The following is an 11,511-nucleotide window of genomic DNA, read 5'->3' as shown; positions in this document are numbered from 1 at the left end:
TCGGCCGCCGGGCCCCGCGTCCCCTCCCGGACCGCGTCGACGGCGGCGCCGGGAACCGCGTCCCCTCCGCCGTGCCCGTCGAACGCGTCGTCAGGCGCGGCACGGCTCCGGTGGGCGCGTCCGGCAACGGTCGCCGGGACCGGCACGGGCGCGACGCGCCGACCCGGCCGGCGCGCTTCTCAGTGGGTGACGGCCTCGACGGTGGCCAGGTCCTCGCCGGTCAGTTCCGCGACGCGGTGCGCCGGCACCCCGGCGGCCAGGGCTCGGGCGAGCAGGGCGTCGCGGCCGTCGGTGCAGGAGCGGTAGCCCAGCAGTTCCTCCTCCAGCCGCGCCAGGTCCGGCGGAGCGCTGTGGTGGCGCAGCCGGCTCAGTTCCTCCTCGCCGAGCGGCACGGGCAGGCGCTCGGCGTCCCCGGGAATGGCCGCCGTCTCCTCGGGTGCCACCAGCCGCAGGTCGGGGGAGGTCTCGGTGACTCCCTGGGCCTCGAACCAGGCCCGTACCGCGGGTGTCTCCAGGAAGGCCAGATCGCCGACGGCCGCGAGCGGCACGCCGGGCGCGGCCGTCGAATCGGGTTGCAGCACGAGATAGGCGTCGTCGGTCATCATCTGCTCCTTGCGTCGGAAACTTGTCGGCCCGGCACCCCGTATACCCGCGTTCGGCGCATGGTCATCCCCACGCGGACCTGGTCTGACGTTCGAACGTGGTCCAGTCCGCCGCCGCGTGCCCTGTACTGCGCGAGGGCGCCCCGACCCGCGAAATTGGTCTAGTCCCTTTTTGGTCCAGACCATTGACCCACCCCGGTGGGGGCGCTATCCCAGTAGTCGGCAACACCCTCCCCGCTCGGAAACTTTGGCCACCCCCTCCACACACCGGGACTGACATGAGACTCGTGCGTTCCTTCCGCGCGGCCCTCACCGCGGCCGCCACCACGGCGGCCGCGGTGGGCCTCGCCCTCACGGGAACCGGCACCGCCGAAGCCGCGACACCCCTGCCGAACCACGTCTTCGCCCCCTACTTCGAGGCCTGGACCGGCGACAGCCCCGCCGCCCTGTCCGCCCAGTCGGGCGCCAAGCACCTGACGATGGCGTTCCTCCAGACGGCCACGAAGGGCTCCTGCACGCCGTACTGGAACGGCGACACGAGCATGCCGATCGCCGCCTCCACCTTCGGCGCCGACATCAAGACGATCCAGGCGGCCGGCGGCGACGTCATCCCCTCCTTCGGGGGATACACGGCCGACACCACCGGCACCGAGATCGCCGACAGCTGCACCGACGTCCAGCAGATCGCCGCCGCGTACGAGAAGGTCATCACCACCTACGACATCTCGCGGCTCGACATGGACATCGAGGTGGACTCCCTCGACAACGCCGCCGGCATCGACCGCCGCAACAAGGCCATCAAGCTGGTCCAGGACTGGGCGGCGGCCAACGGGCGCAAGGTGGAGATCTCCTACACCCTGCCGACCACCACGCACGGCCCCGCGGACAACGGCGCGGCGCTGCTGCGCAACGCGGTGAAGAACGGCACCCGGGTCGACGTCGTGAACCTGATGACGTTCGACTACTACGACAACCAGCCCCACGACATGGCGAAGGACACCCAGACCGCCGCCCAGGGCCTGTACGACCTGCTGGCCGGGCTGTACCCGAGCAAGACCCCGGCCCAGTTGTGGAACATGATCGGCGTCACCGAGATGCCGGGCGTCGACGACTTCGGCAAGGCCGAGACCTTCACCCTGGCCAACGCCCGGACCGTGTACGACTGGGCGGTCGCCAAGGGCATCAACACCCTGTCGTTCTGGGCGTTGCAGCGGGACAACGGCGGCTGCCCGGGCGGGGCGGCCGCGGACAACTGCTCGGGCATCGAGCAGAACACCTGGGACTTCACGCGCATCTTCGCGCCGTTCACCGGCGGCGGGCCCACCAACCCGGCCAACGACTTCTCGGTGGCGCTCAGCCCGGCCTCCGGGTCCGTGACGGCCGGCCAGACCGCGACGGCCACGGTGAAGACGGCCGTGACGAAGGGCGAGGCCCAGGACGTGAAGCTGAGCGTCAGCGGGGCCCCGGCGGGTGTCACCGCCTCCCTCAGCCCGTCGTCGGTCACCGCGGGCGGCTCCTCCACGCTCACCCTGGCCACGACCTCGGCCGCGGCGTCGGGCACGTACACGGTCACCGTGACCGGCGCGGGCGCCTCGGGCAGCCACTCGGCGTCGTACGCCCTGACCGTCACCGGCGGCTCCGGCAGCCAGTGCACGGCCGCCCCGTGGGCCAAGGACGCGGTGTACACCGGCGGCCAGCAGGTCTCGTACAAGGGTCACACCTGGAAGGCCAAGTGGTGGACGACGGGCGAGGAGCCCGGCAGCACCGGCCAGTGGGGCGTCTGGCAGGACCTCGGCGCCTGCTGAACCGCGCCACCTGCCGTCCGGGCATGCCCGGACGGCAGGTGAACGGCAGGCCTGATCCGCCGGGATCACCTACGGGGTGGTCCCGGCGCGGGGCGCCTGTCGCGCGTCCGAGTCGCCCGTCAGGCCGGCCAGTTCGTCGACCAGAGGCTGGACCCGGTAGGGGATGACGGCGCTCAGGGCGATGACCGTCGTACTGCGGCGCACGCCCGGGACCTCGAGGACCTGGTCGATCACCTGTTGCACGTGCTGGTTGGTCGTGCCCGCGATGCGGCACCAGATGTCACCGGGGCCCGTCACGATGCGGGCCTCCAGGATCTGCGGCACGGCCCGCAGGCGCGCGGTGATGGCCGCGCGGGCCGACTGCTCCACCTCGAACGTGGTGAACGCCTCGACCACATGACCGAGTGCGGCGACGTCCACGTCCGGTCCGTAGCCGGTCACCACGCCCGCGCCGGTCAGCCGGTCGAGCCGGGCCTGCAACGTGCCGCGGGCGACGCCGAGTTGGCGGGCGATCTCCAGCAGGCCCTCACGCGGGCGCTCCCGGAGCAGGCGCAGCATCCGGCCGTCGAGCGGGTCGAGTCCCTGTCGTGCCACCGTACCTGCCGATCTGCCAGCCGGGAGACACCTTCGCGCCTCGTTCTTTGCCAGATTAGCAACGCGATCAAGCATCTGTTGCCTATTCGACTGCCGATGTCCCACGCTGTGGGCTCCCCGTCCACGAGGAGCAGTCGTGAGGCAGCACACCCACCCGTTCGTCCCCTACCGGCCCGAACGGTATGACGAAGCCGAGACGGTCCGGCGGGGGAAGGACTTCGTGTCGTTCCTCGACCGCCGGCGCAGCGTGCGTTTCTTCAGCGACGAGCCGGTCCCGCGCGCGTGCGTCGACCTCGCCATCGCCGCGGCGAACACCGCCCCCTCCGGGGCCCACCACCAGCCCTGGAAGTTCGCCGTGATCGGCGACGCCGAGACCAGGCACCGCATCCGGGTCGCCGCCGAGGAGGAGGAGAGGGTCAACTACGAGGGCGGACGGCTCCCGCCCGAGTGGCGGGCCGCGCTCGCGCCCCTGGAGACGAGCGCCGACAAGGGGTACCTCGACGTCGTGCCGTGGATCGTGGTCTGCTTCGCCGAGAAGAGCACCGCGATGCCGGACGGTTCGCTGCGCAAGAACTACTACGTGAACGAGAGCGTGGGCATCGCGTGCGGCTTCTTCATCGCCGCGTTGCACGCGATGGGACTGAGCACCCTGACGCACACGCCCAACCCGATGGGCTTCCTCACCGAGATCTGCGAACGCCCCGGCAACGAACGGCCCTACATCCTCTTCCCCATCGGCTACGCCGCGCCCGACTGCGAGGTCCCGGACCTGACCCGCAAGTCGCTCGAGGAGGCGACCGTCGAGAGCCCGCGCCCGCACTGAACCGGTGCCGTGCCGAACGACGTTCCCGCGGGGGAAAGTTCATCCTGTCCGACCCCTTGACCGAGCCCGGTCCGCGGCTATGGTCTAGACCTAACGAGCGAAAGGTCCAGACCAAATTCGGCCTCCGCTCACGGCGCATGGCGCAGGCGCGTCCGGCGGACCGCGCCCGCCGCGGGGCCGGCGCAGCCGACATGGCCGACATGGCCGGCTCCCCCAGGCGACGGCATCGACACACACATCGAAGGAAGTGGCACGGCATGAACACGAAAAGACGAGCGGCTCTCACGATCGGCGCACTGGTCGCTCCGGTGCTCGCCGTCAGCCTCCCGGCGAGCACGGCCAGCGCCCACGGCTGGGTGACCGCGCCCACGAGCCGGCAGCAGCAGTGCGCCGAGGGCGTCGTCGCCTGCGGTCAGATCAAGTACGAACCGCAGAGCGTCGAAGGACCGAAGGGCCTGCGCAGCTGCAGTGGCGGGCACGCGGAGTACGCCGAACTCGACGACGACAGCAAGGGCTGGAAGGCCACCGCGGTCGGCACCACGGCGACGTTCACCTGGCACAACACCGCCCGCCACGCCACCACCAACTGGCAGTACTTCATCGGCGGCCAGAAGATCGCCGAGTTCGACGGCCGCAACCAGCAGCCGGCCGCGGACGTCAGCCAGCAGGTGAGCTTCAGCGGCTTCACCGGCCGCCAGAAGGTGCTGGCCGTCTGGAACATCGCGGACACCGCCAACGCCTTCTACTCCTGCGTCGACGTCAACATCGGCGGGGGCGGCGACGGCGGCACCGGCGGTGGCAACGGCGGCGGGGACACCTGCGCGGTGCCGGCCTGGGACGCCACGCGCGTCTACAACGGCGGCGACACCGTCTCCTACGGCGGCCACACCTGGCGCGCCAAGTGGTGGGTGTCCGGCGACAAGCCCGGCACCACCGGGCAGTGGGGCGTCTGGGAGGACCTCGGGGCCTGCTAGAGCGTGCTCCCGGCGGGCCGGCGCGCTCCCCTCGGGGGGCCGCCGGCCCGCCCCGGCCGGACCGGGGCCCAGGGCGGCCGGCCCACCCGTGCGGCCCGTTTGCGGCCTGCGCGGCTGGGGACCCAGCCACTCATGAGGACAACACCACCCCGCCGGATGCGGCGGGACACGGTTCCGCGGCTCCTGGACAGTCTCGAACGGCAGCCGCGTGGCGACGCGGTGATCGACGTGCTCAGCCGGGGTGTGCGGGCCCTGCCGCTGCGCGGTGGCCGGGACCTGCTGCACGGCAGGTGGCTGGGCCACCCGGTGCATCCGCTGCTGGTACAGGTGCCGGTCGGCAGCTGGCTGTCGGCCGCGGTGCTGGACCTGTGCCCGGGCCGTGCGCGGGAGGCGGGCTCGCTGATCGCCGTGGGACTGACCGCCGCCGCCCCGGCCGCACTGGCCGGAGCCGTCGACTGGGCGGAACTGCATCCCCGCCAGCAGCGCGTCGGCCTGGTGCACGCGCTGGCCAACACGGCGGCCGTCGGACTGTACGCCGCCTCGCTCGTCTGCCGCGTCAAGGGCCGCACGACGGCCGGCCGAGGCCTCGGCTTCCTGGGGCTGACGGCCGTGGCGACCGGTGGTCTGCTCGGCGGCCACCTCGCCTACCGGCAGGCCGCGGGCGCCAACCACGCGGAGGAGGTCCCGCAGGTCGTCCCGGAGGGCTGGCACCGGATCGGGCCCGTGACCGGGTTCCCGGCCGGCCGGACGGCGCGGCGCAGCGTGGACGACGTCCCGGTCCTGGTCGTCCGTGAAGACGACGGGACCTTCCACGTGCTGGCCGACCGCTGCAGCCACCTCGCGGGGCCGCTGTCCGAGGGCACCGTCGCCGACGGATGCGTCCAGTGCCCCTGGCACGGCAGCGTCTTCCGCCTCGCGGACGGCTGGAACGTACGCGGCCCGGCCACCTCCCCCCAGCCCGTCTTCGACACGCGCGTCCTCCACGGCCATCTCGAGGTGCGCCTGCGGGAACCGGGCCGACTCCCCCACGAGTGACACCGCTCACCCCTGCACAAGCGATTCGCGGCGAATTGGGAGCATTTTTATTTCGACAACATGAACGCCGCAACATTCTTGCAATCCCAGGCCATCTAACCGCTTCACCTTCGATTCCACTCCCTTGCAGGCATAACGATCTTCGGATCTAATGTCCGATATCCGGAGAGGCAACACCGCTTCCCGGAATGATCCAGCTCGGGAGTACGGCGGCATGGCAGCGGTATCGGTGGCACAGGTGTTCCGGCGCGATCGGGTCGGGATCGTCTCGCTCGCCGTCGTCGGGTTGTTCACGGTCCTCGCCGTCACCGCGCCCCTGCTCACCGCCGTCTACGGCAAGAACCCCACCGAGCACTACGGCCAGGACAAGGCCGGCCTGCTGAGTCCGGAGGGCCTGCCCGTCCTGCCCAACGGCGGCATTTCCGCCGAGCACTGGTTCGGCGTCGAGCCCGGACTCGGCCGTGACGTCCTCGCCCAGCTCCTCTACGGCATCCGCACCTCTTTGCTGATCGCCTTCGCCTCGACCGCCGTCGTCGCCGTCATCGGCGTGGTGGTCGGCGTGACCGTGGGCTACCTCAGCGGCCTCGTCGACCGGGCGTTCACCTTCGTCTGCAACGTCCTGCTCGCCTTCCCGGCCCTGCTGCTCCTGCTCACGCTCGGCCCGGTCGTCCAGACCCGCTTCGTGGGGCCCGACGAGAGCGAACCCGCCTGGATGCAGTTCACCGTGCTCATCCTCGTCTTCTCCGCCTTCGGCTGGGTGCCGCTCGCCATGGTGCTGCGCACGGTCGTACGCTCCCTGCGCGAGCGCGAGTTCGTGGAGGCGGCCCGGGCCCTCGGCGCGAGCCGGCGGCACATCGTCTTCCGGGAGCTGCTGCCGAACGTGTGGGCGCCGGTCCTGGTGCACATCACCCTCACCGTGCCCGCGATCGTCACCACCGAAGCCGCACTGTCCTTCCTGGGCGTCGGCATCAACGAACCCATCCCCGACTGGGGCCGCATGATCTCCCGGGGCTCGGAGGTCTTCTACGACGACCCCACCTACATGGTCTTCCCCGGCGCCTCCCTCCTCGTCTTCGTCCTCGCCTTCAACCTCCTCGGCGACGCCGTGCGGGACGCCCTCGACCCGCACACCGTCCGCTGAGCCCTCGCACCCCCACCCACCCCCACCCACCCCCATCCGGCACCACCCGCACCACACAACGGAGTTCGTCATGCCCGCAGTCACCCCGCGCACCGCAGCCGTCCCGGCTCTCGCCACCGCCGCCGCCCTGCTGCTGTGCTCCTGCTCCGCGGGCGCGGGCACGGACCGGGACGGGAACAGCACCGCGGCCGGGAGCGGCCGGCGGCTGACCGCCACCCTCGGCACCGCCGAGGACAGCCGGGGTCCCGCCCCGGCGATCGCCGGCGCCCGCGAGGGCGGCACCCTCACCGTCGCCAACCCGGTCGACTACAGCCACCTCGACCCGCAGAAGATCTACGCCGGCGAGGGATACAGCACCTCGCTGCTGTGGGGCAGACAGCTGACGCAGTATCAGATCGTCGACGGCAGGCCCCGGCTGGTCGGCGACCTCGCCACCGACACCGGCACCCCTTCCGACGGCGGCCGGACGTGGACGTACCACCTGAAGGACGGCATCGCCTGGGAGGACGGCAAGCCCGTCACCGCGCGGCAGGTCAAGTACGGCATCGAGCGCACCTTCGCCCCCGGATTCGAGGCCGGCCCCACCTACTGGCCCGAGTGGCTCACCGGCTCCAAGGACCGCACCGAGGCGGTGAAGAAGTACGGCGGGCCCAAGAAGGACGGCGACCTCGAAGCCATCGAGACGCCCGACGACAAGACCGTCGTCTTCCACTTCCCCGAGCCGCAGTCCGACGTGCCGTACATGGCCGCCCAGTCCTCCTCCTCGCCGGTCCGCGAGGACAAGGACACGGGCACCGGCTACGACGTGAAGCCCTTCGCCACCGGGCCGTACCGCATCGTCGAGCACAAGCAGAACAAGAGCCTCACCCTGGAGCGCAACCCGCACTGGAAGCCGGCCACCGACCCGATCCGGCACGCCTACCCGGACCGCTTCGAGTTCACCTTCGGCAAGGCGAACCTCAACACCGCCCAGGAGGTGTTCAGCGGCCGGGGTGCGGGCCCGACCACCCTGACCACCAAGGGCACGCTGCCGCCGGAGCTGATCTCCACGGTCGAACGCGACCCCGCCCAGCGGAAACTGGTCGTCTCCGGCAGCCAGGGCGCCTACACCACGGACCTGTACATCAAGAACGACCGTGTCTCCGACCCCGAGGTCCGCAAGGCCATCCACTACGTCTTCCCCCGCCGGCAGGCCCGCCAGGTCCTGGGCGGGCGGCACGCCGGCGACTTCGCGACCACGCTGTCCTCCCCGGCCGTCGTCGGCTGGAAGAAGTACGACCTCTACCCCGTCGCCCCCAACGGTGACATCGCCAAGGCCAGGCAGCACCTGGCCCGGGCGAAGAAGAAGGTCACCAAGCTGACGTACGCGTACGCCGTCGACAGCGCCCAGGACGACCAGGTCGCCCGGGTCCTCGCCGACGCCTTCGCCAAGATCGGCGTCGAACTGGTGGTGAAGGGCCTCCAGCCCGCCGCGTTCTACGACCAGGTGTTCCGCAACGACGCCCCGTACGACCTGTGGCTGTCGGGCAACTCCGTCGACTGGCCGACCCCGTCGACCCTGCTCCCCGACAGCTTCGAGAGCCACCTCGACCCGCTGTCCAACTCCGTCCGCTACGCCAACCCGCGGGTGGACGGGGAACTGGCCCGCATCGCGAGGATCGGTGACGCGCGGAAGAAGGCCGCGGAACTCATCGACCTGGAGCAGACCGTCATGAAGGACGTCCCCGTGGTGCCCTTCCTGTACAACAGCGTCTCCCAGTTCCGCGGCAAGGACGTCGGCGGGGCCGCCATCCACCCGATCTACGGCGCCACGGCCGTGGCCGACCTGTACGTCAAGAACGGCTGACCCCCGCGACCATGACCCGATACCTCCTCCGGAGGGCCGTGCAGGCCGTGGCGGTGCTGCTCGCGATCACCGCCCTGGCCTTCGCGCTCTTCTACGCCGCCCCGTCCGACCCGGCCCTGATCGCCTGCGGCCCCAAGTGCGACACCGCGCAGGTCGAGGCCGTCCGCGCGAGCATGGGGCTGGACCGGCCGATCGTCTCCCAGTTCCTCGACTACATCGGCGGGATCGTGACCGGCCGCACCGTCGCGGACGTCGACGGCTCCCCGATCCCCTGCCCCGCCCCCTGCCTCGGCTACTCGTACACCCTCCACCAGCCCGTCCTCGCCGCCATCGGGGACCGCATGCCGGTGACCGTCTCCCTCGCGGCCGGCGCCCTCGCCGTGATCCTCGTCCTCGGGGTCGGCTCGGGCCTGGCGGCGGCACTGCGCCGGGGCAGGGCGACGGACCGGCTGCTGTCCGGCTTCAACCTGCTGGGCGCGAGCGTCCAGATCTACTTCCTCGGCTACGTGCTCCAGTTCCTGCTCGTCTACTCCACGGGCCTGGTCCCGCTCCCCCGCTACGTCCCCTTCGCCGCCCACCCCGGCCAGTGGGCGCTGGGGCTGCTCCTGCCGTGGCTGGTGCTCGGCTTCGTCAACGCGGCCGTCTTCGCCCGCCTCACCCGCTCGCAGCTGCTGGAGACCATGCACCACGGGTATGTGCGCACGGCCCGCGCGAAGGGCCTGGGCACCCTGCGCGCCCACCTAAAGTACACCGCGCGCGGAGCGGCCGGCCCGCTGGTGCAGCTGCTCGGCCTGGAGGTCGGGGCGCTGTTCGGCGGGGCGTTCATCACGGAGACCGTGTTCGGCCTCGGCGGCGTCGGCAAGCTGGCCGTCGACGCGGTCAATGGCAACGACCTGCCCACGGTCGTCGGCACCGTGCTCCTGGCCGCGTTCTTCGTCGTCGTGTTCGTGGCCGTCGCCGATGCGGTGGTGGCCTGGCTGGATCCCCGAGTGAGGCTCGCATGAGCAGGCATACCGCCCTGTCCGTCCGCGATGTCGCGGTCACCTTCAGCACGGCGCGCGGCCCGGTGCCGGCCGTCCGGGGCGTCTCCTTCGACGTGGCCCCGGGCGAGGTGCTGGGGCTCGTCGGGGAGTCGGGCTCGGGCAAGTCCACGATCGGTCTCGCGGCCCTGGGCCTCCACGACCCGGCGCGCACCCGGGTCGAGGGGAGCATCCGGCTGGGCGTCGACGGGCCGGAGTTGGTGGGCGCGCCGGAGAAGACGCTGAAGCGGATCCGCGGCGCCAGGGTCGCCATGGTCTTCCAGGACGCCCTGGACGCACTGTCGCCATACCACACCGTCGGCGCGCAGATCGCCGAGGCGTACCGCGTGCACCACCCGGAGGCGGGCCGCAAGGCGGCGCGGGAGCGGGCTGCGGCGATGCTGGAGCGGGTGGGCATCCCGGCCGCCCGCGCCGTCGACCACCCCCACCACCTCTCGGGCGGCATGCGCCAACGGGTGGTCATCGCCATGGCGCTGGTCAACGACCCGGACGTGCTGATCGCCGACGAGCCGACCACCGCACTGGACGCCAGGGTCCAGCGCCAGGTCCTCGACCTGATCACCGGCCTCCAGGCGGAGACGGGTACGGCCATGCTGCTGATCACCCACGACGTGGGCGTGGTGGCGGCGACCTGCCACCGCATGCTGGTCCTGCGCGACGGCGAGGCCCTGGAGGAGGGTCCGACGACGCGCCTGCTGACCTCCGCCGCCCACCCCTACACCCGGGCGCTGGTCCGGGCGGCCCCCACCCTGAGCACCCCGCCCGGCAGCCGCCTGCCCACGGTCGAGGACCCGGAGCCCGGGCCCCGCACGCGGGTCCGCGCCCGCACGGACCCCGCCCCCGGCGTCCTGGCCGAACTGCGCGATCTCCGCGTGGACTACCCGGGCCGTCGCCGCGCCCGCCCGCACACCGCGGTGAACGGCGTGAGCCTGCGCGTGGCCCGTGGCGAGACCCTGGGCCTGGTCGGCGAGTCCGGTTCGGGCAAGTCCACGATCGCACGGGTCCTGGCCGGTCTGCGCCGGCCCACGAGCGGGGAGGTCCGCTTCGACGGCCGGGACGTCTCCGGGGCGGCGACGGACGCGCGGCTGCGCCGGGAGCTGAGCCGGGACGTCCAGCTGGTCTTCCAGGACCCCTACGCCTCGCTGAACCCGCGCCGAACGGTGGAGCAGATCGTCACGACCCCCCTGCGCGTGCACACGGACCTGGACGCGGCGCAGCGGCGGAAGAGGGCGGCGGAGCTGCTGGAACAGGTGGGCCTGTCCGCGTCGCACCTCTCCCGCCACCCGCACGAGTTCTCCGGCGGCCAGCGCCAACGCATCGGCATCGCCCGGGCGCTGGCCGTCCGGCCGCGCCTGGTCATCGCGGACGAACCGGTCTCCGCGCTGGACGTGTCCGTCCAGGCACAGGTCCTGAACCTCCTCATGGACCTGCGCGAGGACCTCGGCCTCTCGCTGCTGTTCATCTCCCACGACCTGGCGGTGGTGCGGCACTTCTGCGACCGGATTGCGGTCCTGAAGGACGGCGAGCTGGTCGAGACGGGGCCGCGCGACACGGTCTTCGACACACCGAGCGCTCCTTATACAAAGGAACTGCTGGCCTCGGTCCTGTGAGCGCGTCCCCGCATCCGGTCCTCGATGAAGAGAAGGACCTT

General features: G+C 71.8%; 10 protein-coding genes. 8 read left to right on the top strand and 2 right to left on the bottom strand.

Translation table 11 applies throughout. The features are described 5' to 3' along the window. Positions 1-179 precede the first annotated feature (179 nt). Entirely contained in the window at positions 180-602 is a 423-nt protein-coding gene (locus ACZ63H_RS06360; protein WP_469862779.1) for a DUF6003 family protein, read from the bottom strand. A 278-nt stretch (positions 603-880) separates the two neighbouring features. Between ACZ63H_RS06360 and ACZ63H_RS06355 the strand changes: the two genes are divergently transcribed. Beyond that, positions 881-2,407, top strand: a complete 1,527-nt coding sequence (locus ACZ63H_RS06355) for a glycosyl hydrolase family 18 protein (RefSeq protein ID WP_469862687.1) — start codon at positions 881-883, stop codon at positions 2,405-2,407. A gap of 69 nt (positions 2,408-2,476) precedes the next feature. Here the strand turns inward: ACZ63H_RS06355 and ACZ63H_RS06350 are convergent, their stop codons facing one another. Beyond that, positions 2,477-3,001, bottom strand: a complete 525-nt coding sequence (locus ACZ63H_RS06350) for an Lrp/AsnC family transcriptional regulator (RefSeq protein WP_469862686.1) — start codon at positions 2,999-3,001, stop codon at positions 2,477-2,479. 136 nt (positions 3,002-3,137) lie between these two features. On the opposite strand from ACZ63H_RS06350, the gene ACZ63H_RS06345 reads away from it, so the two are divergent. The 7 genes from ACZ63H_RS06345 (at position 3,138) to ACZ63H_RS06315 (ending at position 11,470) form a co-directional block, all read left to right on the top strand. Next, positions 3,138-3,824: a nitroreductase family protein gene (locus tag ACZ63H_RS06345; RefSeq protein WP_469862684.1), complete on the top strand. Its 687-nt coding sequence runs from the start codon at positions 3,138-3,140 to the stop codon at positions 3,822-3,824. Between the two features lie 257 nt (positions 3,825-4,081). After that, a complete protein-coding gene (locus ACZ63H_RS06340) occupies positions 4,082-4,798 on the top strand; it encodes a lytic polysaccharide monooxygenase (RefSeq protein ID WP_469862682.1) in 717 nt (238 codons plus the stop codon). Positions 4,799-4,930: 132 nt separating this feature from the next. Beyond that, positions 4,931-5,833, top strand: coding sequence for a Rieske (2Fe-2S) protein (locus ACZ63H_RS06335; protein ID WP_469862680.1), 903 nt, complete (start codon positions 4,931-4,933; stop codon positions 5,831-5,833). Between the two features lie 214 nt (positions 5,834-6,047). Then, entirely contained in the window at positions 6,048-6,974 is a 927-nt protein-coding gene (locus ACZ63H_RS06330) for an ABC transporter permease (protein WP_469862678.1), read from the top strand. A 70-nt stretch (positions 6,975-7,044) separates the two neighbouring features. Continuing rightward, entirely contained in the window at positions 7,045-8,820 is a 1,776-nt protein-coding gene (locus tag ACZ63H_RS06325) for an ABC transporter substrate-binding protein (protein WP_469862676.1), read from the top strand. A gap of 11 nt (positions 8,821-8,831) precedes the next feature. After that, positions 8,832-9,824 carry an ABC transporter permease gene (locus tag ACZ63H_RS06320; protein WP_469862674.1) on the top strand — a complete coding sequence of 331 codons (993 nt, stop codon included), beginning with the start codon at positions 8,832-8,834 and terminating at the stop codon, positions 9,822-9,824. Then, complete coding sequence (locus tag ACZ63H_RS06315; RefSeq protein WP_469862672.1) at positions 9,821-11,470, top strand: dipeptide ABC transporter ATP-binding protein; 1,650 nt, start codon at positions 9,821-9,823, stop codon at positions 11,468-11,470. Before ACZ63H_RS06320 ends, ACZ63H_RS06315 begins: the two co-directional genes overlap by 4 nt. Positions 11,471-11,511: the final 41 nt, after the last annotated feature.

This window comes from Streptomyces sp. NPDC104831, from assembly GCF_055583025.1.
Note: the sequence above shows the minus strand (reverse complement) of the source record. Positions and strands in the feature narration are given on the sequence as shown.

Excerpts from the sequence above, each read along its gene's own strand:
- ACZ63H_RS06360 (WP_469862779.1), bottom strand. The coding sequence starts at position 602 with ATGACCGACGACGCCTATCTCGTGCTGCAACCCGATTCGACGGCCGCG.
- ACZ63H_RS06355 (WP_469862687.1), top strand. The coding sequence starts at position 881 with ATGAGACTCGTGCGTTCCTTCCGCGCGGCCCTCACCGCGGCCGCCACC.
- ACZ63H_RS06315 (WP_469862672.1), top strand. The coding sequence starts at position 9,821 with ATGAGCAGGCATACCGCCCTGTCCGTCCGCGATGTCGCGGTCACCTTC.
- ACZ63H_RS06330 (WP_469862678.1), top strand. The coding sequence starts at position 6,048 with ATGGCAGCGGTATCGGTGGCACAGGTGTTCCGGCGCGATCGGGTCGGG.
- ACZ63H_RS06340 (WP_469862682.1), top strand. The coding sequence starts at position 4,082 with ATGAACACGAAAAGACGAGCGGCTCTCACGATCGGCGCACTGGTCGCT.
- ACZ63H_RS06325 (WP_469862676.1), top strand. The coding sequence starts at position 7,045 with ATGCCCGCAGTCACCCCGCGCACCGCAGCCGTCCCGGCTCTCGCCACC.
- ACZ63H_RS06335 (WP_469862680.1), top strand. The coding sequence starts at position 4,931 with ATGAGGACAACACCACCCCGCCGGATGCGGCGGGACACGGTTCCGCGG.
- ACZ63H_RS06320 (WP_469862674.1), top strand. The coding sequence starts at position 8,832 with ATGACCCGATACCTCCTCCGGAGGGCCGTGCAGGCCGTGGCGGTGCTG.